General features: G+C 55.2%; 17 protein-coding genes. 6 read left to right on the plus strand and 11 right to left on the minus strand.

Annotated features, from left to right (window positions below):
- Positions 1 to 11: 11 nt before the first annotated feature.
- Both BQ7382_RS07890 and BQ7382_RS07895 read right to left on the minus strand, forming a co-directional pair.
- Positions 12 to 815, minus strand: coding sequence for a TVP38/TMEM64 family protein (locus BQ7382_RS07890; RefSeq protein WP_077391567.1), 804 nt, complete (start codon positions 813 to 815; stop codon positions 12 to 14).
- 410 nt (positions 816 to 1,225) lie between these two features.
- Positions 1,226 to 4,888, minus strand: a complete 3,663-nt coding sequence (locus BQ7382_RS07895) for a MucBP domain-containing protein (RefSeq protein ID WP_077391568.1) — start codon at positions 4,886 to 4,888, stop codon at positions 1,226 to 1,228.
- A gap of 420 nt (positions 4,889 to 5,308) precedes the next feature.
- Here BQ7382_RS07895 and BQ7382_RS07900 point away from each other — a divergent pair, with 420 nt between their 5' ends.
- The gene (locus tag BQ7382_RS07900; protein ID WP_235847985.1) at positions 5,309 to 5,638 is read left to right on the plus strand and encodes a helix-turn-helix domain-containing protein; all 330 of its coding nucleotides are present in this window, start codon (positions 5,309 to 5,311) and stop codon (positions 5,636 to 5,638) included.
- 19 nt (positions 5,639 to 5,657) lie between these two features.
- On the opposite strand, the gene rarD is transcribed toward BQ7382_RS07900, so the two are convergent.
- Positions 5,658 to 6,566: an EamA family transporter RarD gene (gene rarD / locus BQ7382_RS07905; protein ID WP_077391569.1), complete on the minus strand. Its 909-nt coding sequence runs from the start codon at positions 6,564 to 6,566 to the stop codon at positions 5,658 to 5,660.
- Between the two features lie 274 nt (positions 6,567 to 6,840).
- On the opposite strand from rarD, the gene BQ7382_RS07910 reads away from it, so the two are divergent.
- The gene (locus tag BQ7382_RS07910; protein ID WP_077391570.1) at positions 6,841 to 8,103 is read left to right on the plus strand and encodes an ArsB/NhaD family transporter; all 1,263 of its coding nucleotides are present in this window, start codon (positions 6,841 to 6,843) and stop codon (positions 8,101 to 8,103) included.
- A 22-nt stretch (positions 8,104 to 8,125) separates the two neighbouring features.
- A complete protein-coding gene (locus BQ7382_RS07915) occupies positions 8,126 to 8,629 on the plus strand; it encodes a hypothetical protein (protein ID WP_077391571.1) in 504 nt (167 codons plus the stop codon).
- A gap of 184 nt (positions 8,630 to 8,813) precedes the next feature.
- On the opposite strand, the gene BQ7382_RS07920 is transcribed toward BQ7382_RS07915, so the two are convergent.
- From BQ7382_RS07920 to BQ7382_RS07940, 5 genes are all read right to left on the minus strand, one after another.
- On the minus strand, positions 8,814 to 11,834 hold the full coding sequence (locus BQ7382_RS07920) for a translation factor GTPase family protein (RefSeq protein ID WP_077391572.1): 3,021 nt from the start codon (positions 11,832 to 11,834) through the stop codon (positions 8,814 to 8,816).
- Between the two features lie 1,341 nt (positions 11,835 to 13,175).
- Entirely contained in the window at positions 13,176 to 14,141 is a 966-nt protein-coding gene (locus BQ7382_RS07925) for a TIGR03943 family putative permease subunit (protein WP_077391573.1), read from the minus strand.
- A gap of 21 nt (positions 14,142 to 14,162) precedes the next feature.
- The gene (locus tag BQ7382_RS07930) at positions 14,163 to 15,296 is read right to left on the minus strand and encodes a CobW family GTP-binding protein (RefSeq protein ID WP_077391574.1); all 1,134 of its coding nucleotides are present in this window, start codon (positions 15,294 to 15,296) and stop codon (positions 14,163 to 14,165) included.
- Between the two features lie 145 nt (positions 15,297 to 15,441).
- Complete coding sequence (locus BQ7382_RS07935) at positions 15,442 to 17,427, minus strand: heavy metal translocating P-type ATPase (protein WP_077391575.1); 1,986 nt, start codon at positions 17,425 to 17,427, stop codon at positions 15,442 to 15,444.
- Between the two features lie 57 nt (positions 17,428 to 17,484).
- Positions 17,485 to 17,718 (minus strand): cation transporter, encoded by a 234-nt coding sequence (locus BQ7382_RS07940; protein ID WP_077391576.1) that lies wholly within the window; start codon positions 17,716 to 17,718, stop codon positions 17,485 to 17,487.
- 246 nt (positions 17,719 to 17,964) lie between these two features.
- Here BQ7382_RS07940 and BQ7382_RS07945 point away from each other — a divergent pair, with 246 nt between their 5' ends.
- Positions 17,965 to 18,381, plus strand: coding sequence for an ArsR/SmtB family transcription factor (locus BQ7382_RS07945; protein WP_077391577.1), 417 nt, complete (start codon positions 17,965 to 17,967; stop codon positions 18,379 to 18,381).
- Between the two features lie 149 nt (positions 18,382 to 18,530).
- On the opposite strand, the gene BQ7382_RS07950 is transcribed toward BQ7382_RS07945, so the two are convergent.
- From BQ7382_RS07950 to BQ7382_RS07960, 3 genes are all read right to left on the minus strand, one after another.
- Positions 18,531 to 19,103 carry a DUF3793 family protein gene (locus tag BQ7382_RS07950; protein WP_077391578.1) on the minus strand — a complete coding sequence of 191 codons (573 nt, stop codon included), beginning with the start codon at positions 19,101 to 19,103 and terminating at the stop codon, positions 18,531 to 18,533.
- 121 nt (positions 19,104 to 19,224) lie between these two features.
- Positions 19,225 to 19,656, minus strand: a complete 432-nt coding sequence (locus BQ7382_RS07955; RefSeq protein WP_077391579.1) for a flavodoxin — start codon at positions 19,654 to 19,656, stop codon at positions 19,225 to 19,227.
- Positions 19,657 to 20,558: 902 nt separating this feature from the next.
- The gene (locus tag BQ7382_RS07960; RefSeq protein ID WP_077391580.1) at positions 20,559 to 21,428 is read right to left on the minus strand and encodes a phosphoribosylaminoimidazolesuccinocarboxamide synthase; all 870 of its coding nucleotides are present in this window, start codon (positions 21,426 to 21,428) and stop codon (positions 20,559 to 20,561) included.
- A 394-nt stretch (positions 21,429 to 21,822) separates the two neighbouring features.
- On the opposite strand from BQ7382_RS07960, the gene BQ7382_RS07965 reads away from it, so the two are divergent.
- Both BQ7382_RS07965 and BQ7382_RS07970 read left to right on the plus strand, forming a co-directional pair.
- The gene (locus tag BQ7382_RS07965; protein WP_077391581.1) at positions 21,823 to 22,677 is read left to right on the plus strand and encodes a YlmH/Sll1252 family protein; all 855 of its coding nucleotides are present in this window, start codon (positions 21,823 to 21,825) and stop codon (positions 22,675 to 22,677) included.
- 215 nt (positions 22,678 to 22,892) lie between these two features.
- Positions 22,893 to 24,164 (plus strand): double-cubane-cluster-containing anaerobic reductase, encoded by a 1,272-nt coding sequence (locus BQ7382_RS07970; RefSeq protein WP_077391582.1) that lies wholly within the window; start codon positions 22,893 to 22,895, stop codon positions 24,162 to 24,164.
- The last annotated feature ends 105 nt before the right edge of the window (positions 24,165 to 24,269 follow it).

Genomic DNA, 24,269 nt, shown 5'->3' on the forward strand with positions numbered 1-24,269 from the left:
GCACCGCCAGATTACTCGGCTTCGTTCTCTCCTGACTCGGTCCCGCTGCCTGACGCACCTTCGCCGCCCTTTTTTCCAAGGCTCCTGCGGATACCCTTGCCCTGCCTTTCGTTGTAGATCTGCTTCATGAGGACTACGAGAGCCGAGAGTGCAAAAAGGATCATCAGGCCCATCACCAGCTTGCGGCTCCCTCCGGTCAGCATGCCACCCACGTATGAGTAGACGATGGTGGCCGGGAGCTGCCCGATGCCTGTGGCGATGAAAAAGCTCCAGAACGACATGGAGGTCAGCCCGGCGGCGTAGCTCACGATGTCGAAGGAAATGAACGGCAGGAGCCTGGCGATGAGGATGCTCATGGCTCCGTGCTTGTCGAAGAACCGGTCCACCTGCTCAAGGCCAGCCTTGGATGTGAGCTTTATCACGGCGTCTCTTCCCAGGACCCTTCCGATCCAGAAGCACACCGCGGCTCCCGCCATGGCGCTGGTCCAGGACAGGATCGCGCCCTGCCACCAACCGAAAAGGCTGGCGTTGGCAAAGGTGATGAGAAAGGCCGGCAGCGGCGCCGCCACCGACTGGAGTATCATCAGCAGGAAGGATATAGCCATGGCGTATTTTCCATATGACTGTACGAAGGCCTCCACCTGGTGGAAGTCTCCCGTGGCGAACATGTGGAACACCCTGTTCAGTCCGCTGTGAACGGACGGGATCAGGTAGTAGCTCGCAAAGGCTCCTGCGATCAGGGCGATGACGACGATCCTCTGGATCCACCTGGATCTTCTGCTCTTCCCGGTTATCTTTGTATTTTCTTCGGTCATGTGATTTCCTCAAATCTTCTGTATAAAAAGATCTTTCTGCCGCTCCGCAGGTTTATGCGGGCGTTTTTAAAAGTATATCGGTAATACCGTTCCGCGTCACGGTCTCCGGTAATAATGCATCACCGTTATTTGTTTTTTCTATAGTTGACAGACGCAATATTCTCAAGTAAATCAAAAGGAGCGGCCGCACCCGTCAGGTGAAACCGCCCCTCCCAAGCATTTTCATACGACCGGTCCCCATCTGGATCATCGGTGGACGGGGACACAATGTTCTTTTTCCATCTTTCCGGTCACAGTTATTTTAGTTTAAGGTCTCTAATGAATCAAAAAAGTCTTTTTGATTCATTCAGCACCTCACATAACTATTATGCATAGCTGTGCAAGGAGAAATGGATCGATCCACGGAAGTACTACTTGCTTTCTCTTCTTCTGAAGCAGAGGACCAGAGCCAGTCCTGCTGCGATCATCAGTATAACTGCGTACAGCCCAAGCGATGTCTCGTCGCCAGTGCGCACGGCGTTCACTGTTTTTTCCGTCTTCACGGTCTGGACGGTCGTCTTGCCGCCGTTTCCCGGCTGCACGTTGCCGCTCTCGCCGTTTCCACCGGATGTTCCTGCGGCTGCCACCGTGAACTCGGCAGTTGCGGAACCGTCTGTGAACTCGGCCGTGAGGGTATGCTTTCCTGTGGACAGGCTGTTCATGAGCTCAGGGCTCAGCACTACATTCAGGCTGCCCTTGGAGGCGGTGAACTCGTCTGCCTTGAGCTCTCTTCCGTCCAGGGTGAGCTTTCCTGTGAACTTGTCGAATGTGCCGTTGACCTCGTCTGCCGTCTTGTCTCCGTACTGGAACCTGATCCTGAGTCCGCTGTCAGAGCCCTTGGTCCACGTGGACTTGTGGCCCTCTGCCACCCAGTACTGATCTGCAGGAGCAGTCTCGTCCTTGGCGTAGATATAGGTGATCACAGGATCTTCTCCCAGATGTGCCACGAAGTAGTTGGCGTTGGTGTACTGTCCGTCCTCGTTCTGGTCAGGCATCTTAAGGTATTCCTTCAGAGTCGCCGGATCAGGAGTGGAGCTCTTCAGGGTGTATCCCTTGATGTCCTTCGGCTTGATGCCCAGGTTGTACAGCTCTGTTACGGCATATGCCGGATACTTGTCCGTTTCGGCGATCTCGTTGCCCTGCTCGTCCACGTAATTGACCTTTACGGCCTTCAGCTCGGTCAGCTGCTCATATGTGAAACCGCTTGGAATGTCGATCACATGATCGTTGTGGACTATAACTGTTCCCACAGGGGAATCCTGGAAGTTCTTCCCGTCAGGTGCGAAGTACAGCTTGAAGGTGTGGTCCTTTCCTAGAGCCCTCGGTGCCAGCATTTCGATGGCCTGCTCGTTCTTAGATTCCTTCTCAGGAAGATAGGAAGCGGAGTTCTGCCAGCGGATGGTGGCACCGCACTCGAACACCGGATGAGCCGGCCACTCGATGCCGTTCTCGTCCACTACTTTTACCGCCGTCCTCTTGCTGCTAAGGTTCGCTCCCCTGATGTACACGTTGAGCTTGTAGGACACGACGCCGGAGTCCATGGTGGTCTCCAGAATATCCGGGGCATCGTTTTCATCGTTTCCACCGCTGATGGTGATGGAGGAGATTACGCTGGTATTTGGATCCGCTCCTGCAGGGAGGACCGTGATGACGTCATAACCCTTGATATACGCAGTGTAAGCGTTGTTGCCGTCCACCACCGGCAGCATCCTGTAGGATACCGGCTTGTCCGTCTTGTTCTCAGGCAGGGTCACACGGAACTCGGCCGTGGTCGGATCCTTTACGGTGACATTCGCCTTCAGCTCTGTGGTGGAGAGCTTGTCGTTGTCTCTGAAGATCTGGAAGCTGATGGCAGGGTCGCTCTTGTCAAGCTGTGTTCCCTTGATGGTGCCGACAAGCTCGCCGCCCTTGCTGTCGAAGGTGATCTTGTTGTAGGACATGGAGTCGATGTGGGCTCCGTACTGTAAGTAAGTCTTGTGATCTACACCCTTGGAGTAATCTCCAAGGTATGCGCCGCTGCCGTTAACGAGGCCGTCTGCCTTGATGCACAGAGCTCCAGGAACGCTTGCCGTGGTGTCCTTTAGCTGGATGGTCATAACATTTCCATCCATGGATACCTTATCATCAGCCGTGAGTTTCCTTGTCGTCGAACCCTCATAGCCGTAGCTGAAGTAGATGTAATCGTTGATGTTCACCGCCGGGTTGAGGCTGACGTCCTTCTTGAAGGTCGCAACGATCCTGCCATCGCCATAGTTGACAGCAGACCAGTCGTCTACGTCGAGCTTGAATGTCTTCTTCTCGGGATCTGTGGTCTGACCCCCGCTCTTGCCGGCTACGGTCAGCGGCGTGATGCCGTCTATGCCGTCATTAGAGGCTGTCCCATACTGGCCCTTCTTGAACTTCAGTTCGTAGGACTTAGCCTTGTCGCCCGTGTTCTCAGGAAGGGTGAACGTGAGAGACGCGCTGGACGAATCCTTTATCGTGTAATCGAGTTTTACGTCTGTGGCCTCGGTGCCGTCGCAGTACAGGACAGGCTGGAACAGGAAATCTCCCACGTCGAGCAGTGTCCCCGTGACGTCCACGGATACCTCTCCGCCCTTGCTGTCAAAGGATGTCTTGTTGAAGGCCACCTTCGTCACCTTGGATCCAGCGTTGGTGTATGCTGTCACTTCGTTGGATACCGCGCCCTTGGCATTCGTCAGGGCTCCTGCGCCGAAGACGACATTTCCGTATTTATATCCACCTGCGATGGTGATGATCACGTCGTTGCCGGAGGCAGTGACCATGTCGTCTGCTTTAAGAGGTTGAGTTGCAAACTGGATCTTCGCCTTAGCATCGGATGCCAGTGATACAGGATCTGCGAAATGGATCTTGATTGTGTTCTTGTCGATCCAGTTTGCTTCCTCAATAACAGGGGTAAACTTCTTTACGGTCGCCGCCTTGCCCGCTACTGTGAGGGTCTGGTCGGTCCCGGAAAGCTCATCGGTGCTGTAATAACCATTGGCACTATTTTTCATTCTGAATGTGTAGGTCTTATCCGTCGTTTCGGTGTTTTCAGGCAGAGTAAAAGTGATGGTGCCCTGGGTGTCGTCTACGGCAGTCCAGGTGTAGTCTCCAATGACATCTGTTTTTACGTCCTGCCCCAGGTCCTCGTTGTAAACAGAGGTCATGAGCTTAGGGGTGAAAGGCAGATTGTCCTTGGTCAGGTCCTTGAGGTTGCTGCCCTTCACGGTGACCGTCACCTGTCCTCCTGCAGATGTAAAGGACGTGGCGCTGTAGGACAGGCTGGTGATGGCAGGGTCCTCGGAAGGAGCCTCGCCGGAGCCTGCGGCCTGGGTCATCTGGAAGGCAGGTAATTTCTCACTCGTGTTAGGATTAGAAGATTTCTTCGCATTTAATGTGTAGATGTGCTCTGTTGCGTCCGTGTTGACCGGAGCCGTAAAGGTCAGAGTTCCCGATGTGGCGCTGTTGGCTTTGAAATCAGTGTAGATAAAATCTGTCGGTGCACTACCGTCAATGTAGACCTTGAATGAATAGCTGCTGTCCATGTCCAGAAGTCTTCCGGCCACATTCACCGTGACCTTTCCTCCCTCTGCAGGGATCGTGGTGCTGTCCGCGGAAAGCCCGGTGATGGCGGAATCCACACTGTTTGTATAAGCAGGCTTCGCACTGCTAAAGGTATTTCCATTTGCATCGGTTATGGATCCCGGCGCAAAGCTCAGTGATGAATACTTGCTGACACTGGAATAACCTGCGGCGACATGTATCTTTATCTTGGTCCCCTCAGCCGTAACGGTGTCTCCTTCGGCGAGGGCAACATCTCCGCTCTCCCATTTGATGAGAGACTTCGTATTCTCGTTCGTCTTCACCGTCTCTCCGACATCGATGGTGAACGTGTTTGCATCCGTCCATTTTCCATCAAAAACCGGGTTCCACGTAGCTGCATCCACGTATGAAAAATCAAACGCGCCGCAGCACAGGAACATGACAGCAGACATGAAGAGAACCATTCCCTTCTTGATGATTTGCGTCATACTTAACTCCTTTGGTCATTCTGAAAAAATAAAGTAGTCGTATCGGGGAAGGCGCCTCTGCCTGAAAGCGGCTCCCCCTCCACATCGATAGTACCATCATGACCTGAAGGGTTTAATATATATGGATTTTTCTTATAATCAGTAGAATTAATAGCAATCTCATGTCAAATGATTAACATCTATCTTAATTATTTATTAAGAAATTTGGCCCCATAGCATCGATTTAAGTCAATAAGGTGTTATCTGGTGAGACTCTTTGTAGTCACCAGGGAATTTTTTTCTACACGACCAAGATGATCCATAGCAACGCCACCCCTTGATCTAACACGTAAGGCCTTATCCCAATCAATACATAACGTTTTTTAATATTGACAGAATCGCGTTATATGTTTATTATAATAGACATTGTAAGGATGGTGGATGAAAATGAAAAAAGCTACGTACAATATTTTACCGGGAACTGAAAAAGTGTTGGCAACCATGGGCGAACAGATCAAACTAGCCAGGCTCAGAAGGAGATTATCTGCTGAGTTGGTCGCAGAACGTGCCGGGATCAGCCGAGCATCTCTCTGGAAGGTCGAGAAGGGAGACCCGTCGGTTGCCATGGGCATATATGCAGTTGTTCTGCACGCTTTGAATGATCTGGATAAGGATCTGCTCCTTGTCGCCAGGGATGATGAGATGGGCAGGCAACTTCAGGATCTGGGTCTGATCACCAGGAAACGAGCGCCGAGGAGATCGAAGAAATGAGGCCTGCATTCAGTTTGTGTTACGAATAAATATCGTCATCCATACCCTTGTACGACCTAAACTCTCCCGCGGTAAAGAAGCAGAGGCCTATCCAGATGATGACCAGGGCGATGAACTGCACCCTGTCCAGCGGCTCGTGATAGATGAACACGCCGATGAGCAGGTTCAGAGTCGGGCTGATGTACTCGGCCACGCCGAGGGTGAACATCTGGACCTTCTGGGCTGCACCGGCGAACAGCGTCAGCGGGATCACAGTCACCAGGCCGCAGAGCATGAGGAGCCCGTACTGGTACGGCTGGCCCTGGCCGAGGGCGCCGCGGCCGGTGAACTCAAGGAAGAGTATGACCACCAGGGCGATAGGCGCCAGGAAAAAAGTCTCACACACCAGCGAGATGGCCGGTGGTTCGGAGATGCTTTTTTTGATTGCGGAATACACCGCGAAAGAAATAGCTATCAGGAGCGCGATCGTCGGCAGCTCCCCATAGTGGACCAGCATGATGATCACCGCGGCGAGGGCGAAAAGGAGTGCCGTCACCTTGTACTTCGTCAGTTTTTCGTGGAAGATCAGCACCCCGAGGAGAGCAACGGCCATTGGCTCAATGTAATATCCTATGCTCGACTGGAGGATGTGGCCGGAGTTAACGGCCCAGATGAACACGCTCCAGTTCAGCGTGATTATTATGCCGGCGGCCAGGAATTTTCCCGCGCCTCTGAGGGTCCTCACCGGCGCAAAAATCTCCTTCATGCTGTACTTCCGCAGCGCGAAGATCAACGCCACCAGGAACACCAGCAATACCCTGTATATGATTATTATCCAGGAGTTTATCGGCACCAGGGACTTCCAGTATATTGGCAGGACGCCCCACAGCACCATGCACAGGATGATCTCCTGCAGTCCTTTTCTGTATACGCTCTTTTCGTTCTCCATGCCTTACCCCGCGCGTCAGTCTTTTTCTTACATATATTTATGAATGTTTGGTCAGTAATAACGTGCATTATATGATACCATTTCGGACAAGTTGATACATAATCAGAAATTATTTTGTTCATTTTAAAAAATCTTTTGGCATTCAGAACGAAATGCCCCGGGGAAAGCCACGAACAGCGTCTATCCCTGTTTTTTAAGGGTTTACAACGATTTTAAAGGGAGTAAAATAAACAGGTTAAAAAAAGAGAATAAATATTGAGGAGGCAAATCATAGATGAAAGTTTTAGCGATCGTCATCTTCGTCTTCGTCATGGGGGCGATAATGACGGAAAAACTTCACAGGACCACCGCGGCTCTTACCGGTGCGGTCCTGCTGATCATCTGCGGCGTGATGACCGGGAAGCAGGCCATCGGCTACATCGATTTCAACACCATCGGTGTTCTTATCGGAATGATGATCGTGGTGGCCGTGATAAGGACCACTGGATTGTTTGAGTACATTTCCATCAAGGCAGCAAAGGCTGCAAAGGGCGATCCCTGGAAGATCCTCGTGGCCTTCGTGCTGATCACCGCACTTCTGTCCGCGTTCCTGGACAATGTTACCACCGTTCTTCTGGTCGGCCCGATGTCCATCGCCATCGCCAGGATGCTGGAGATCAATCCTGTACCTTTCCTGATGATGCAGATACTGGCCTCTAACGTAGGCGGTACTGCCACCATGATCGGTGACCCGCCAAACATCATGATCGGAAGCGCCTCCGGACTCTCGTTCATGGACTTCATCACCAACACCGGTGCGGCTTCACTACTGATCGTGATCGCCCAGGTGATCATGATGAAGTACCTCTACAAGAACGAGCTGGAATCTGGCACCGTCAACACCCAGTCCGTGATGGAGCTGGATCCTGACAAGTCCATCACCAACCACAAGCTGATGAAGCAGTCAATCGTGGTGATGATCCTCGTTGTCATAGGCTTCATGATCCACGACAAGCTGGGATTCGACTCCTGCATCGTAGCACTGACCGCGGCTGCCGTCATGCTGATAATCGGCCACCAGGAGGTCGACCACATCATCGGAGAGGTGGAGTGGACCACCATCGTGTTCTTCATGTCTCTGTTTGTGGTAGTAGGCGGACTGGAGCGCACAGGAGTCATCCACTCCATTTCCAACTGGCTCATCAGCGCAACAGAAGGACATTACGTCCTCACAATGCTTGTGCTCCTGTGGGGAGCCGCGCTCCTGTCGTCAGTGCTGGACAACATCCCGTTCGTAGCAACGCTGATCCCTCTGGTGCTCGCGATGCAGCAGCAGGGAATGAACGTAGAAGCATACTGGTGGGCGATCTCACTGGGCGCATGCCTGGGCGGAAACGGAACCATGATCGGAGCATCCGCCAACGTGGTCCTCTCCGACATCGCCAACAAGCACGGATACCCTATCACCTTCAAAAGCTATCTGAGAGTTGGATTCCCGTTCATGCTCATGTCTGTGGGCATCGCGACGCTTTTCCTGCTCGTGAGATATGCCCTCTAGGAAATGTTAAAAGGAGGTCATTATGGACAGAACCGGTAACGACATCGTAGTTATGATGCTCAAGCAGATGGGTGCCTTCAGCATCAAGACCACACCCGCAAAGGTGACCATCGCAAAATTCCTGGTGGAGGACGAGGCAAACCTGGACGAACATCCGGAGCGCTCGCTGAAGCTGACTTATGTTTTCGAAGCCCGCGATGAGGAGAGCACATACCTGAGTAGAGTGGCTCCATACCCGATGGTCCTCGGACTGTTCTTCGGAGAGCAAGACGTCATCGACTACATTCAAAAGGATCTGGCGCGGTTCAAGAGGGCCTGCACCAGCAGCCAGTTCGGCAGCTTCCTGCGCCTCGCCGAAGACATGTCACACTTCAACAGGGAGCTGGAGCACCTTTTCCTGGAGCGCAAGACCAGCGACGAGTCCATCCAGTACCTGGATACAAATGTAAAGAAGCTCCAGGAGGCACTGGATCAGATAAAGGAGGACTCCCCGCTCACGACGGAAAAGCTGACAAAAGAGCTGTAGACAGCTTTCTGCGGGGAGACTGCTGGGAGGCCACGAAAGGCTGAGATTTGACGGACCGACCTGAAAACTGAAAATAAGGTACTCAAAACGGGGCCACCGCACTTGCGAAGGAAAGTGCGGCGGTCCCGTTCTTATTTCGCTTCTTTCGGGCTGCGGGCTCGTTAGCGATCTTTGCGCCCGAGTCTCAGTCTGTCTGGCTGTTTATCTCCTCCACTGCGCTGTTTATCTGGCTCTCGGTCTTCTGGACCTCCTGCAGGAAGCGCATGGAGCTCATGCGCAGAGCTCCGTGTCCGAAGGAGGACTGCTGCACGAGGGTATCCGAGCTGATGACCCACAGGTCGTACTGGCGGGCCAGCTTTTCAGAGGCCTGCTGGATGTATGCGTCGGCGGTCTCGTTTTCCCTGGTGTATACGATCTCCAGGCCGCCGTCCCGGGTGCGGCTCCCGAGACCTCCTTCCACGTTGTATGCATCGAAGACCAGGATCACTCTGTAGCCTGTAAAACCCTGATACTCCATGAGCCTGCTCACCAGCTGTTCGCGGGCAGGGCCGTAATCGCGGGGCACGCGTTTTTGGGCTGGGGCTGCAGACGCGCGTGCATCTGCCTCCTTGCCTTTAACGTCTTCTCCAAAGATCATCTCCTTCAACTCCGGCCAGGCGTTCATCACGTTGTATCCGTCTACCATGATGCAGATCTGGCGTCCGCGACCGCTTCCGTAGATGCCTCTGGAAAGGGAATCGTCGAGCCGATATTTTCTCGGAGGCTCGAAGCTCCCCTCCCCGGCTCTGCCGGGGCCGCGGTCCCTGCCGCGGGCGAGAGGATCTTTTTTCCCGGAGCCGTACGTCCTGCGAAAGATCTCCATGAGCTCCTTGTCGCTGGCGTTTCGCCAGTCGCCGCCGGAGGAAGGGGAAAAAGTATCGGACCGGCGCAGCTTTTCCAGGTCCATCGGGCAGACCTCGACGCCGTCTGGTATTTTCGAGGGATCCAGGTAACGCCAGATCTGTGGCGGCACAGCCATGCGCTCCTCCACGTCGCGCCATCTGACGATCTCCCCGGAACCATGGGAACAGAAAACGGAATCCGGAGTGTTTTCCAGGTCCTGCTCGGGGTCGTAGGCGGCCTCGTCGACGACCTTTTCCTGGTCGTGACATGGTTCGTAACCCCGGAACTTCAGGGCCATGCGGCCCCTGCCCTTCGACATCTGGATGATCTGCTTCTGGTAGTCCAGGAGCCCCGACGCCGGTGCCATGCCTCTGATAACAGAGATGTCCCCTTCGTTTTCCGGCTCGCCGAACTCACCGCCCATGCGGTCCAGATCTGCCATCACACGGCCAATGTTTCCAGTGGGAACGCGGATCTCCAGATCCATCCACGGCTCCAGCAGGCGGCAGCCCGCCTTCATGAGGCCGCAGCGCAGGGCCCGGTAGGTGGCCTGGCGGAAATCGCCGCCTTCGGTGTGTTTTTTGTGGGCCTTCCCTCCCACCACCGTGATGACGGTGTCCGTCAGGGGCGCACCGATGAGGGTGCCGCGGTGGGTCTTTTCTCCGAGGTGTGTAAGGATCAGCCTCTGCCAGTTCAGGTCCAGCTCGTCTGTGCTGCAGGCGCGGCGGAAGACCAGTCCGCTCCCTGGCTCCCCCGGCTGAAGTACCAGGTGCACCTCGGCGTAATGGCGCAGCGGCTCGAAGTGGCCAACGCCCTCGGCGATGCTGGCCACGGTCTCCCTGTACAAGATCCTGCCCGTGCCCAGCTCCACCTCATATCCGAACCTGACCGGAAAGATTTCTTTCAATATCTCCAGCTGGATCTCGCCCATGAGGCTGATGTGGATCTCGCCGCCTTCTTTTTCCAGGCGCGGAGAGATCTTGGGATCCTCCTCGGCCAGCGCCTCCAGGTCTTCCATGAGGCGGTGGTCATCCACACCCTGATCCGGCGTCGGCCGGATAACGTAGTCCATAAAAGGCTCCAGCACTTCCTCGTGCCTGTCCTCCTCCACGCCCAGGCCCTGGCCCTCATAAGTGTTGCTCAGGCCTGTAATGGACACCACCTGTCCCGGAAGGGCCTCATCTATCGCGTTGAATTTCTCACCGGAATAGACGCGGATCTGGGAGACCTTTTCGCCGTCGGTGATCTGATCCCTGACCCGGAGCGTTCCAGAAGTTATCCTCATGAAGGTCAGCCGGGCGTTACGGTCGTCTCTGGCTATCTTGAAAACTCTGGCGCCAAAAGCCTGATCTTTCAAGTTCTCTTGCCTCTGCCGGCCGGCTGCGGCGGCTGAGCCGGGGACTGTGACTGCAGCGGCTTCAGCAGCTTCAGCAGCTGGATCTGAGGAGAGCGCGACTGGATCGTGAGCCTGACATCCAAACATCTCGAAATAGAGATCCATCATGTCAATAAGAACGTCGATCCCCTCAAGCCTCAGCGCAGAGCCGAAGACCACGGGAAAAAGCTCTCTCTTTTCCACTGCCTCCGCTATCTCGCTCCTCCACTGCCCGGCGCAAAAATCTTTTTCCACATCTTCCAGCGCCAGCCGAGTAAGCCCCTCGCTGGCCCTGGCCAGATCCTCTGCGAGCGCATCCGCCAGCGCCTCGCGGCCCTGGCCTTTTTCCACGTCCTGACTCGCCTCGCGGCCCTGACCTTTTCCCACATCCTGACTCGCCTCGCGGACCGAGCTCTCTTCCGAAGCTCCGCCACCATTGTGGTCGCCCACGGCACCCGTCATGTCCACGAAGGTGCCCCCAAGCGAATTCTCCATCTCCTCGAGCAGCTCCGCCCGAGTCCGGTGGCTGATGTCCATCTTATTCACGAAAACCAGCACCGGGATCCCTCTGCGCTTCAGCAGCTTCCACAGAGTCTCTGTGTGGGACTGGACGCCCTCGCTGCCGCTGACCACGAGGATCCCGCAGTCCAGCACGCTCAGGACGCGCTCGGTCTCTGCCGAAAAGTCCCCGTGACCAGGTGTGTCCAGGAGGGTGATCTCGGTATTTTTCCAGCGGAGCATGGCCTGCTTGGAAAAAATCGTGATCCCACGTTTTTTCTCCAGCGGATCCGTGTCCAGAAATGCGTCGCCGTGATCCACCCGTCCCAGGCTCCGTATGGCTCCCGCGCGGTAGAGCATGGCCTCTGACAGTGTGGTCTTACCGGAATCCACGTGGGCGAGCAGCCCCGCACAGAGGTATTTAGTCTGATCATCGGATGATATATGCATAAAAAGTCCTTTTTTTGTTTTGTGTACTGTTGATAACTTGCCACATATCGCGCTCTGCTGCGCATTGCCGGTTACAACACAAGGCCACAACTGTGATCACGGCTGCTGTGCCCTGCATGTTACGTATTCTGTTGCGCGCTCCATGCTGCGCACTATGCTGTTCGCTCCATTCTGCGCGTTCCATGCTGCGCACTTCATGTATTCTGTACCCTGTGTTCTGTTCGCGCATCGGGCTTATCCATGCGCGCTGCTGCAAGTGCAATTACGGAGCTGTCAGTAGAACATCTGGAATATTTATATCACGGAAACGGGTTTTAGTCGACAAACCACAGATCCGGAGCGGGCTGGCGAAACTGAAATATCCGGGACCGGTGTTGCCAGGCGGGCGGCCGAACAGCGCTGACGCTCGGCAATCGACGCTTAGTAAGCGAGCACGCCTGTCTGGACTGCTGGTTGCGTCATCCGCAAAAATCCAGTTATGCACGCAGTTATCAACATGTATGAATAACTGCATTTTTGTAAAACTGAGATCGTGCATGGATAGTTATCCGGTGATAAAAATTGTACAAAAATATTTTCCCCTTTTCGTGCAAAAGTTCATTTAGATCCAAACGGACAGTAGGAAATCTCTTTTTCTGCTATTCTACTGCTCAAAACCGACTTCCCGAGCAGTACTGGCGAACTTTTCCTGCGGTTCTACTGCTCGTATCCATCTTCACGAGCAGTGGAAATTCTCTTTTCCGGCTTCTCTACTGCTCAAAACCGACTCCCCGAGCAGTACTGGCGAACTTTTCCTGCGGTTCTACTGCTCGTATCCATCTTCGCGAGCAGTAGGAAATCTCTTTTTCTGCTATTCTACTGCTCAAAACCGACTTCCCGAGCAGTACTGGCGAACTTTTCCTGCGGTTCTACTGCTCGTATCCATCTTCACGAGCAGTAGAAATTCTCTTTTCCGGCTTCTCTACTGCTCATTACCGGCTTCCCGAGCAGTACTGGCGAACTTTTCCTGCGGTTCTACTGCTCGTATCCATCTTCACGAGCAGTGGAAATTCTCTTTTCCGGCTTCTCTACTGCTCATTACCGGCTTCCCGAGCAGTACTGGACGCCTTTTGGCAAAAAAAGGCATTCAAACCCGCACATCTCATGGTTTTGAATGCCTTCGTCATTTTTTAACAGTTGCGAAACGGCCAGCGGCCCCAAACCCGCATCGCGGCTGCAGCTCCAGAAATCCGGCAATGCGATTTGTTGTGACTAGCGCAGTTGTCGGGATCAGCGGCAGGCGTCCCAGTGCCCCCGAACCCGCACCGCGGCCCCGCTCCGCACTTTTTTCCTCGAACTTCCCTAGAACGTCGCCACCTCCGGATCCGCCGGCTCGCAGGCCTCCACGGACTTGCAGTAGAGCACAGGGCCTTTTTCCTCGTAGACCTTGCTGTACTCCACGCGGACCTTGGCCTTGATCGTAACCCAGTCGCCCGTCTTGAAGTCGCCCGCGCCGCTGTAGTAGCACAGGAGGCCGGCGAACTGGATGTCCTGGACGCAGCAGGTCATCACGTGCCTGCCGAAGGCGAACTGCCCCTCCGGGAGCTCGTCGGCCATGGCCACGCGGCCCTTTACGATGATGGTCTTGCCGTCGTATTCGGCGTCGTTTTCGTTGATATCCCGGTACCACTCCGCGTACCAGTCGTCCTTGATCTCGATCTGGGCCGCCTCCTTGTCGAACGGCAGCGGATCCTCGATGTTATCAGGCTCCATGTCGAACTTGCTGTACTCGTATACGATCAGGTTTTTGCGGTTGGCGATGCGGACCTCCTTGTGGTAAGGCATTTTGTCGAAGCCCTTCTGGCACCTGTTGAAGACCACCATCTCCGCGGTCTTCATCTTGTCGAAGCACAGCTGCCTCATGTTCTGGTTGTACATGAGGAATGTGGTGGCATCGAAGAAGGTCATCTCCTGTGCGATCACCCAGTTCCGCGGCATGGCCCGGAAAAAGTCCTCCAGCATCCACATGCCGTTGTACTCGACCATGACCCTGTCGGGCTCGTACAGCCTCACCAGCTCCCGCAGGTCGTCGGGGTTCAGCTCCTCCTTGTCCTCGATGACGTGGATGGCCACAGGGTCCACGAATTTCGACTCATCATACTCCTGCTCGCCTTCCTCGCACACCAGTAAAAGGGTGGTCTCTCCCCCGTTGAAGTCCGGGGTGGAGAGAGTGTCCTGGATGAAGTCGGTTTTTCCAGCCCCCAGAAAGCCGGTAAACAGATATACCGGCACGTCGTTGTTCAGATTTTCTTCTACTCTCTTAGGCATTCATTGACTCCCGTGGAAAAATTACTTTATCTGGAAAAGCTCTTTGATGCGGTCCTGCTCCAGGCCCACGCCGATGACGCAGATCATGCCCGTCGTCTCAGGGCTTCCCAGCCTCACCTCCGGCTCGCCCGGAACGTAGTCGAACTCAAGCCAGCCGCCGTCTTTTGAAGGAACGATGCCCTTCGCCCTCAGCACCTGGCCGCACTCGGCGAAGTTCTGGAGGGAATCCAGAATCTCCACCAGCTCCTCAGCGTCGTACTTGTGGGCGGTCTGAACGCCGAACTCGTCGAATACATCGTCGGCGTGGTGATGGCCGTGGTGATCGTGGTGATGATGGTGCTCGTGGTCGTCATGGTCATGATGGTGATGCTCGTGCTCATCGTGATCGTGATCATGGTCGTCATGGTCATGATGGTGATGCTCATGCTCGTCGTGGTCGTGGTGGTGCTCGTGCTCATCGTGGTCGTGCTCGTCGTGATCATGATGATGATGCTCGTGTTCGTGCTCGGCCTGCTCTGCATAGGCCTCTTCCCTCAGCCTGTCCAGCTCTGCGGAAAGGGTCTTCTTCTCCTCCATGATGTGGAGGATCTGCTTTCCGTCCAGCTCGTCCCAGTCTGTGGTCACGATGTTGGCATCCTCGTTGTGCTCCCTCAGGAGGGCGACCACCTGGTCGAGCTTCTCCTGGCTCATCCCCTGAACGTGACTCAGGATGATGGAGCTGGCGTTTTCCACCTGATTCTCGTAGAACTCGCCGAAGTTCTTCATGTACATCTTGCACTTCTTGGCATCTACAACGGTAGTGAATCCGTTGAGCTGGATCCTGTCGTTGTGGAGATCCTGCACGGCGATGATAACATCGCTGAGCTTGCCCACTCCGGACGGCTCGATGAGGATCCTCTCCGGATCATACTCGTCTATGACCTGGTTCAGGGCCCTTCCAAAATCTCCCACCAGCGTGCAGCAGATGCAGCCGGCGTTCATCTCGTTGATCTGGATCCCGGTGTTCTTGAGGAATCCCTTGTCGACGCCGATCTCGCCGAACTCGTTCTCGATAAGGACGACCTTTTCTCCCTTATATGCCTCTGCGATCAGCTTCTTGATCAGCGTCGTCTTGCCGGCGCCGAGAAATCCCGAAAAAATATCTACTTTTGTCATTTTTCTCCTCCTATTCAAAAGCAGGCACCTCCTCCGGGGCGCACCCCTGGTGATGCCTGCGCGCAACCAGTTCATCACCGGTTGATTATATATTCGCGTGCCTGTGATTTCAACACTTGCAGCCTCCGCCTGTTTGAAGTTTTCGTCATATTCTCTCAGGCTTTTTCTCGGGCTGGAAAAGCCTTTTTACTCTTAGCGTTCTCAGTGCGTTCAGCACGGCGATGACCATGACGCCCACGTCTGCGAAGATCGCGGCCCACATGCCCACTATTCCGAAGGCGCCGAGCACCAGGCACAGGAGCTTGACACCTATCGCGAAGTAGATGTTCTCATATACTATGCGGAGCGTCTTCCTGGAGATGCTGATGGCCTGGGCGATCTGCCGCGGGTCGTCGTCCATCAGGACGATGTCCGCCGCCTCGATGGCGGCATCGGAGCCAAGGGCTCCCATGGCGATGCCCACGTCCGCCCTCGCAAGCACCGGAGCGTCGTTGACACCGTCGCCGGTGAAGGCGACTTTTTCCTTGCCCCTCTCCTGGGCGATGAGCTCCTCAACCTTCTCCACCTTATCTCCAGGCAGGAGCTCGGAGTGGTGCTCGGTGAGCCCGAGCTTTTCCGCCACGGCCGCGGCCACGGACTCCTTGTCGCCCGTGAGCATGACGGTCCTGCGGACGCCCTCTTTTTCCAGGAGCCTGATGGCTTCCTCCGATGTGGACTTCACCACGTCGCTTATGAGGATGTGCCCCATGTACTTTCCGTCGATGGCGACATATACGAGCGTTCCAGTTGAGTGGCACCCGTGGACCTCAAGGCCCAGCTGTTTCATGAGCTTGGCATTTCCGGCCGCCACCGGCACACCGTCCACCACGGCCTTGACTCCGGCTCCGCTGATCTCTTCGATATCCGAGACCCTGTCCCTGTCGATGACCTTGCCGTAGGCCTTCTGCAGGCTGCGGCTGATCGGGTGGGACGAGGCGCACTCCGCCAGGGCGGCGCACTCGAGGATCCTGTCCCTGAGCCGCCTGTCGGCTTCAGCGCACTCCGGATCGGCGTGGTCGCACTTGTCACAGCCCTTGCACAGCAGGTCGTGGTCGTTGACGTCGTGGACGGCCTGGACCTGGAAAACGCCTTTTGTCAGTGTGCCGGTCTTGTCGAATACCACGGTCTTCACCTGGGCGAGGTTTTCCATGTAGCTGGAGCCCTTCACCAGGACGCCCGCCTTGCTTGCCCCGCCGATGCCGGCAAAAAAGCTCAGCGGAATGCTTATCACCAGCGCACACGGGCAGCTGATGACGAGGAACGTAAGGGCCCTGTAGATCCACTGTCCCCACTCCGGGGCTATCCCCATGAAGGCCATGCGGATCACCGGCGGGAGCACCGCCAGTGCCACAGCACTGTAGACTACCGCAGGGGTGTAGACCCTTGCGAATCTCGTGATGAAATTCTCCGTGCGGGCCTTCTTCGAGCTTGCGTTCTCTACCATGTCCAGGATCTTCGAAGCAGTGGAATCCCCGAATTCCTTCGTCGTCCTGATCTTCAGGACGCCTGTCTGGTTGATGCACCCGCTGCTGATCTCCTGATCCGGGCCGACCGAGCGCGGAACGCTCTCCCCCGTGAGGGCGCTGGTGTCCAGTGTAGACGTCCCTTCAACCACGATGCCATCGATCGGCACCTTTTCCCCGGGCTGGACCACTATGATGGAGCCGACCTCCACGTCGTCCGGATCGACTTTCTCAAGCTGGCCGTCCCTCTCTATGTTCGCGTAGTCCGGGCGGATGTCCATGAGCTCCGTGATGTTCTTGCGGCTCTTCCCGATGGCGTAGTTCTGGAACCACTCTCCCACCTGATAGAAAAGCATCACGGCTATCGCTTCTGTGTAGTCGCCGTCCTCGTAGATCGCCAGCGCAATGGCTCCGATGGTGGCCACTGCCATGAGGAAGTTCTCATCAAGAGCCCTGCCCCTGATCAGGCCCTTCCAGGCCTTCTTGAGGATGTCGTATCCAACAGTCAGGTAAGGGACCAGATACAGCAGGAACCTCACCAGTCCGTGGACCGGCATGAACCTGATGACCACCAGCATGGCCGCGGCCGCCAGGATCCTCACCAATATTTTCTTCTGTCTCTTATCCATTTTATTTCACTCTCGATACACTCCGGCTGCACGCCGGGCTTCCGGGCATAACGGCCGCTACTTGTAAAAGATCTCGCAGTCGTCGTCCGCCTTCTTCCGACAGTTCTTCAGGACCTCGTCCATCACCTGGTTCCTCGTCTCTGGAGTCACATCGTCCTCGAACTCCACGTTCATCTTGAGGGTCATGAAATTCACCACCGCGTTCTTCACGCCGGCCACCTCGTTGGCAGCCTCCTCCATCTTGTTAGCGCAGTTCGCGCAATCTACGTAGATCTTGTAGCTCTTCTTCATCTCTGTGCCTCCGGTTCGTTTATCTGGTGTATCCTTCGGTTTTGTTTTAATGCGTCACAACGATTAAGTATTTGTTTAATTGTTTATCTGTATGATATACTGCGTAATAACATTTGGCAAGGGGCAAGTGTAAAAAAAGTTTGTCGCCCCGCGGCAGCCCGCGGCAAGGCGCGTGTCGCCTGACAGCAACAAAGACGGATGGCCGGCGCCGCCACAATCCCCCGCCTTTCAAAAAGGAGTTTTTTCATGAAAGACCAGAACGACCTCAGCAAAAAACCTGACTCTTCCACGGACGGAAGCGCAAAAAAACTGCCCCACGACCACGGGCAGCAGACTCACATACAGCAGCTCCAGGACCACATGCCGGAGGACCGGGAGTTTTCCCACATCGCGAACATCTACAAGCAGATCGACGACGAAAAGCGCCTCAAGATCTTCTGGCTCCTCTGCCACGTGGAGGAGTGCGTGATCAACATCGCGGCCATGATGGACATGAGCAGCCCGGCCGTATCCCACCACCTGGCGCGCCTCAAGGCCAGCGGGCTCATCGTCAGCAGCCGCAAGGGAAAGGAAGTCTACTACAAGGCCGCCGACACAAAAGAAGTCCGGCTCCTCCACGACATGATCGAAGAGCTGGTGGATATTACCTGCCCGATATCGTGATCGGACAGGCGCTCCTCTGTGCGGCAGCTGCCCTCGGCGGCCTCGCATGGAAGAGAAAGAAGAAAAACTAGTGACGAAGCTGAACGCAGCTGCTTCGGCCGACCATACAAAATTGCCGACCGGCGATCACTCGCCGGCCGGCAGCTTTTTTATATCGCAAACTCGGGCACCGTGAGCCTGTCGATACTGGCCCCTTTTTCCAGTGCACTCTGGTACACCTGAGTGCAGTGCCGGACCCGCGAAAATATCCGCCGCGCCTCCTCCTCCCTGCTGTAGGCCTTCCAGACCCCGCAACACAGGTAGTTGCGGCCGTTGTTCTCGATGAACTGCCCCACGTCGTAGGCCGGATACCCCAGAAAGATCCCGATCTCGTGGGGAAACCCGCTGCTCTCCCGGAACCTCTCCCGGAGGCGCTCCAGGGAATCGCTCATTTCAGCGCTGCTATATCCGTACCGCAAAAGTATCTCCTGCGCTTCAGGCACAGCCAGGCACCTGGCCAGACGGCTCGGGCGATAGACGTAGATGAGCGCAGTGTTTTCCCGGAAAAGAAGTATCTCCGCCAGGACGCCCTTTGGCGACAACCTGCGGTTGAGCTCGATCAGGCGCTCCTCAAGACACCTGCGGTCCGGACAGCCGGCGTTGAACATCCCCGCCGTCCCGAGGCCGGCCAGCGTGGCGGCGCAGTTTTTTATGATGTTGCATTCCAAGGGGTCTCTTTCCATGGTGCCTCCAGCACTCTCCTCATCTCAGTTTCACGATCGCATATTGATATCCGGGCATCACGCTGTCCTCGCGCGTCTCAGGACTCGCCGTCTCGCGCGGACCTCGCTCCAGCGCAGCTTCCTACAGGGCCGCCAGCGCTTTGCCCAGCTCCTGACAATCCGCCACGGCGCTGTCGTCCGGCGCCTCGTTGCAGATGACGCCCTCGCCGCCTACGACCTCGGCGCCCACCTTTTCCATGCGCTCGGCCCAGTCTCTCATCCACTGGCCGTCGCCCCAGCCATAAGAGCCGAAGAGACCGACCTTTTTACCGCTGAGGGAACCCTCAAGCTCTGAAACGAAAGGCTCAAACTCCCCTTCTTCCAAAACCTCGTCTCCCATGGCCGGGCAGCCCAGGGCGAATCCCGCCAGGTCCTTCAGCTCATCGGCGCTTACCTCGCTCACGGACTTGAGCACAGCCTCCTTGCCGGCGGCAGCGGCGCCCTCGGCCACAGCCCGGGCCATTGCCTCAGTATTTCCAGTCATCGACCAATACACAACATATACCTTGTCCATATTTTTTTACCTCCTGCAATCGAAAGCGGATGGGCGCGATCAGGCCACATTCCATGCAGTCAGGCTACGCCCACATGCGGCTAGACTACGGGCCACGTGGTTAAACTACAGGCGCGTGGTTAGACCTATCTAACCACGTCCATCTCTCAGTATATCGAAAGTTTCCGGCCTGTCAACGGGAAAAGTTAGATTTGTCTAACTTCTATTATCGGGACGCGTCATGCGATATACCTCGCGATCACCGACAGATAAAGAAACGCAGGCGACGTCCGTCCGCCTGCACACCGCAAAACTCACGAATTTTCACAACTGTCAATAGACAGTTGCGAAAATTTTCTGTCCAAATGATCAGAACAGATCTAATAACGGCTGTGGATTTTTACGCAAAATCCTAATTCCATATACATGCCCTTTTTTTGGCGTTTCCCCTGGAACTTTTTCCAGTGATCAGCGGTGTTGACGAGGTAATGAATAGAAAAAGTATATATATTCTTTCTTCAAGTGCGCTCCGGTCTCACCACATCAAAACGTTTAGTCTCATCGCTATAGTTCTGAGATCTATGGATCTGATCCCTGTGACCATCTGGTCATTTCCAGCCGCCAGATCGAGGATCGTATTGTCTTGTTCTTTTTTTCAGGTTATCGATTGGTAGATTTTCCAGGGGAAACGCCGAAAACCCGGCGTTTCCCCTGGAAAATCCCCATCTCACAAAAGCGGTATCCACAATTTCTTCCAAAATCGCGGATTTTTTTATTCAAAAAAATATATAAATATGCTGCTAACGCAATTTCCCCATAGCTCCCACCCTTTTGGTCACACAAAAAGGCACCCGCAGCCCCCATATCTGATCGTCAGATACAGGGGCCGCGGGTGCCCTTATTTCATGCTTTTCCCGTAATCCCTACAGCTCTTTTCCCGTGAGCAGCTTATATGCTTCCTTGTACTTTGCGATGGTCTTGTCGATGATCTCCTGCGGCAGGTCGTAGTCGCTGTCCGGGTTAGCCTTCAGCCAGTCTCTCACGAACTGCTTGTCGTAGCTCGGCTGCGACTGACCTTCCTTGTATCCCTCCAGCGGCCAGAACCTGGAGCTGTCCGGAGTCAGGACCTCGTCAGCCAGAACCACCTGTCCGTTCTCATCCACGCCGAACTCGAACTTCGTATCCGCGATGATGATGCCCCTGCTGAGCGCGTACTCGGCGCACTTCTTGTAGATTGCTATAGTATAATCCCTGATCTTCTCTCCGTATTCACGGCCTTTTCCAGGAAAATACTTTTCGATCTCCTCGCAGCTCTTCTCGAAGCTCACGTTCTCGTCGTGATCACCGATCTCCGCCTTAGTGCTTGGAGTGTAGATAGGCTCAGGCAGCTTTTCCGACTCCTTCAGGCCCTCAGGAAGCCTGATCCCGCACACCTCGCCGGTCTTCTGGTAGCTGGCCCAGCCGCTTCCGGTGATATAGCCGCGGACGATGCACTCCACAGGCAGCATCTCCAGCTTTTTGCACATCATGCTGTTGCCGTCGAACTCCGGCGTCCTGAAAAACTCCGGCATGTCGTTCACGTCAGTGGAGATCATGTGGTTCGGCACGAGATCCTTCGTCAGGTCGAACCAGAACCTGGACATCTGGGTCAGGACCTTGCCCTTCCCCGTGACCTTGTTCTTCAGGATGTGGTCAAAAGCCGAGATCCTGTCTGTTGCGACCATGATCAGGCTGTCCCCGTTGTCGTAGATCTCCCGGACCTTTCCGGACTTGATCGGTGTGTATTCCTGCATCTCTACCTCCCGGAGCTCCAGGCTCCATTTTTCATAATATCTAAGCCGCGGCCGCTGCTCGCTCCAGCCCCCGGACGCGGCGCCCTTCCAGAAAAAATTTTACCCTTCATTATACATCCCGCACCCCGTCGTGGAACAGCACTTCCAGGGTTTTTGCAGGCGCGCGACCTGCGGTGAAGCGTTTTCATTCTTTTTCCCGAAAAAGATTCTTCGCCCCGGCGTGATCGTTCGGGTTTTCGTTCGCCGGCCGAGGCCATCATCGGCCGGCTGCGTCTCGTCGCTGGCCGATACGTTCCAGCCTCCTGCATCCCTGCCTGCCGCATTCCGGCATCCATAGAGATACACCCATGAAATATATTATAATTACCACATACCAAATGAAAGAAGGACCACGATGGACAAGGACAAGCTTCTGGCCGGCAGGATAGCCGACCTTTCAAGGCAGTGCTGGAACGGCGACTACCTGACACACACGAATTTTCTTTCCGCCTCGGAGCTGGCGGAATTTTACCAGATGCCCGGGCACCAGCATTCGCCTGGGCTGAACACTTTCAACGGCGTTCCGTATATCGTCTTCGGCGGGCGCGAAGACAGCGACAGAGCGAGGATATTTTTCCTGCCGTCATATATGGATGCCGATCAGCTCATACAGGACGAACTCTCCGGAAACGGCTCCATCAGTCTGGTGTGCGCCAGCCCCGTGAACCCGGGCTTTGCGGACCCGCTGACCCACCGGGACTACCTGGGTGCCCTGATGAACCTGGGCATAGACCGGAGCATGACCGGCGACATACTGGTGAACCAGCACGACCCGGAGGACGGCCAGAGGCCCCAGGAAACCGGGAGATCCCATCCCCGGGGAATGGCGTATATTTTCTGTGCAGAAAACGTAGCGGAACTGATCGCCAGTGAACTCACCCGTGTGAAACACACCACTGTCTCCTGCCAGATCATTCCGCCGTCCGCCTGCGACCTGGAGCCTGACTTCCGTGAGCTGACCGGCACCGTGGCCTCCATACGGCTGGACTCCATCATCACTATGGTGTGGCACCTCTCCAGGGGGAAGGCGCAGGCCCTGATCCAGGGGGAAAAGGTCACAGTCAACGGCCGGCTGATCACCAGCTCATCCTTCGAACCGGGAGAGAACGATCGTGTCTCGGTAAGGGGACTTGGGAAATTCATCTATCTCGGGGATGAGGGCAGCACTCGGAAGGGGCGGCTGAGAGCGAAAGTCCATCTTTTTGTATAGTGCGTACGGACTCCAGAACGGACGCTTACGCCGCATAACTCACGGCCCCGCAGGCCCCGGCACCGCCACTGCCCTTTTTTAAATACCTTTTCAGTCTACTATTTGAATCTTCTATAATGCTTTCAATTGCCATTGTCACCGGCAATTTGTCCACTTCTTAACACAAAACTATAATTGTTTAGGTAAGTGTTTGAGATCAAATGGAGGCATTATTCATGGCTGACAATCTGAAAATGTGGAAAGAACTCGGAATGGACGTTGAGCACCACGACCAGTTGTGCTCGGTTCTTCCTGCTGCTGTAGGGGACGTTTTCATGTCCCAGAAGAACAGACCGGAGAAGATGGACTACTTCGATTTCGTCCTTGCGGACGTTCACGGGGTGAGACCTGCTGAGCTGGTGGAATTCAGAAAGAACGGCGGCAAGGTTTTCGGCACCTTCTGTACATATGTTCCTGACGAGGTCATCCTGGCTGCAGGCGGAGTTGCCACGGGACTCTGCGCGGGATCCGATTTCTGGGTACCAGGCGGCGAAAAGGTGCTCCCTGCCAACGTCTGTCCTCTCATCAAGGCCAGCGTGGGCGCAAGGCTGGACCGCACATGCCCGTTCTTCAGGCTCGTTGACAGGCTGATCGGCGAGACCACCTGCGACGGCAAAAAGAAGGCATATGAGATCCTGGCTCAGGACGTTCCTATGACCGTGATGCAGATCCCTTCCATGAGGAGACCTGAGGACATCAAGGCGTGGGCCGAGGAGATCAAGAAGCTGATCAAGGTAGTCGAGGAAGACACCGGCAATAAGGTGACAGAAGAGAACCTGGCCGAAAACATCAAGAAGGTCAACGCCAAGAGAAAGGCTCTCATGCGCCTCTACGAGACACGCAAGGCCCAGAACCTGCCTATCTCCGGCACCGACGTTCTCCTGATCATGCAGATCGCGTACTACGATGACCCTGTCCGCTTCACACAGATGGTCAACACCCTTTGCGATGAGCTGGAGACCAGAGTCAAGGACGGCGTGAGCGTATTCCCTGAAGGCACCAAGAGGATCCTCCTCTCCGGAACACCTCAGTCTATCCCTAACTGGAAGCTCCACAACATCATCGAGACCTCCGGCGGCGCCGTTGTCTGCGAGGAGACCTGCACAGGAACCAGATACTTCAGCAACCTGGTAGACGAGTCCGGCAAGACCATCGACGAGATGGTGGACAACCTGGCCAACAGATACATGGACATCCACTGCGCATGCTTCACGCCGAACGAGCACAGGATCGAGGATGTCATCAGGCTGGCAAAGGAGTACAATGTAGACGGAGTCATCGACAGCCACCTGAAGTTCTGCCAGACCTACGACATCGAGAGCTACAACCTCCAGAAGGCCCTCAAGGAAGCCGGCATTCCTGTACTCTCTGTTGAGACCGACTACTCAGAGAACGACACTCAGCAGCTCAAGACAAGGATCGGCGCATTCATCGAAATTCTGGGATAAGCCCGGAAAATTTCCCTTCTAGCTCAGGCGGCGGTGTCCGCCTGAGTTTTTCTTTTGAAAGGCCCTCATCGGCAATGCAAGATCAGCCAGGAAAGGATCAGGAAA

This window comes from Mobilibacterium timonense (genome assembly GCF_900155555.1).
In the GTDB taxonomy this organism is placed as follows: domain Bacteria; phylum Bacillota; class Clostridia; order Peptostreptococcales; family Anaerovoracaceae; genus Allobaileyella; species Allobaileyella timonense.

What these genes read in the sequence shown, in the direction of transcription:
- BQ7382_RS07890 (WP_077391567.1), bottom strand. Translation starts at nt 815, where the DNA reads ATGACCGAAGAAAATACAAAGATAACCGGGAAGAGCAGAAGATCCAGG.
- BQ7382_RS07895 (WP_077391568.1), bottom strand. Translation starts at nt 4,888, where the DNA reads ATGACGCAAATCATCAAGAAGGGAATGGTTCTCTTCATGTCTGCTGTC.
- BQ7382_RS07900 (WP_235847985.1), top strand. Translation starts at nt 5,309, where the DNA reads ATGAAAATGAAAAAAGCTACGTACAATATTTTACCGGGAACTGAAAAA.
- rarD (WP_077391569.1), bottom strand. Translation starts at nt 6,566, where the DNA reads ATGGAGAACGAAAAGAGCGTATACAGAAAAGGACTGCAGGAGATCATC.
- BQ7382_RS07910 (WP_077391570.1), top strand. Translation starts at nt 6,841, where the DNA reads ATGAAAGTTTTAGCGATCGTCATCTTCGTCTTCGTCATGGGGGCGATA.
- BQ7382_RS07915 (WP_077391571.1), top strand. Translation starts at nt 8,126, where the DNA reads ATGGACAGAACCGGTAACGACATCGTAGTTATGATGCTCAAGCAGATG.
- BQ7382_RS07920 (WP_077391572.1), bottom strand. Translation starts at nt 11,834, where the DNA reads ATGCATATATCATCCGATGATCAGACTAAATACCTCTGTGCGGGGCTG.
- BQ7382_RS07925 (WP_077391573.1), bottom strand. Translation starts at nt 14,141, where the DNA reads ATGCCTAAGAGAGTAGAAGAAAATCTGAACAACGACGTGCCGGTATAT.
- BQ7382_RS07930 (WP_077391574.1), bottom strand. Translation starts at nt 15,296, where the DNA reads ATGACAAAAGTAGATATTTTTTCGGGATTTCTCGGCGCCGGCAAGACG.
- BQ7382_RS07935 (WP_077391575.1), bottom strand. Translation starts at nt 17,427, where the DNA reads ATGGATAAGAGACAGAAGAAAATATTGGTGAGGATCCTGGCGGCCGCG.
- BQ7382_RS07940 (WP_077391576.1), bottom strand. Translation starts at nt 17,718, where the DNA reads ATGAAGAAGAGCTACAAGATCTACGTAGATTGCGCGAACTGCGCTAAC.
- BQ7382_RS07945 (WP_077391577.1), top strand. Translation starts at nt 17,965, where the DNA reads ATGAAAGACCAGAACGACCTCAGCAAAAAACCTGACTCTTCCACGGAC.
- BQ7382_RS07950 (WP_077391578.1), bottom strand. Translation starts at nt 19,103, where the DNA reads ATGGAAAGAGACCCCTTGGAATGCAACATCATAAAAAACTGCGCCGCC.
- BQ7382_RS07955 (WP_077391579.1), bottom strand. Translation starts at nt 19,656, where the DNA reads ATGGACAAGGTATATGTTGTGTATTGGTCGATGACTGGAAATACTGAG.
- BQ7382_RS07960 (WP_077391580.1), bottom strand. Translation starts at nt 21,428, where the DNA reads ATGCAGGAATACACACCGATCAAGTCCGGAAAGGTCCGGGAGATCTAC.
- BQ7382_RS07965 (WP_077391581.1), top strand. Translation starts at nt 21,823, where the DNA reads ATGGACAAGGACAAGCTTCTGGCCGGCAGGATAGCCGACCTTTCAAGG.
- BQ7382_RS07970 (WP_077391582.1), top strand. Translation starts at nt 22,893, where the DNA reads ATGGCTGACAATCTGAAAATGTGGAAAGAACTCGGAATGGACGTTGAG.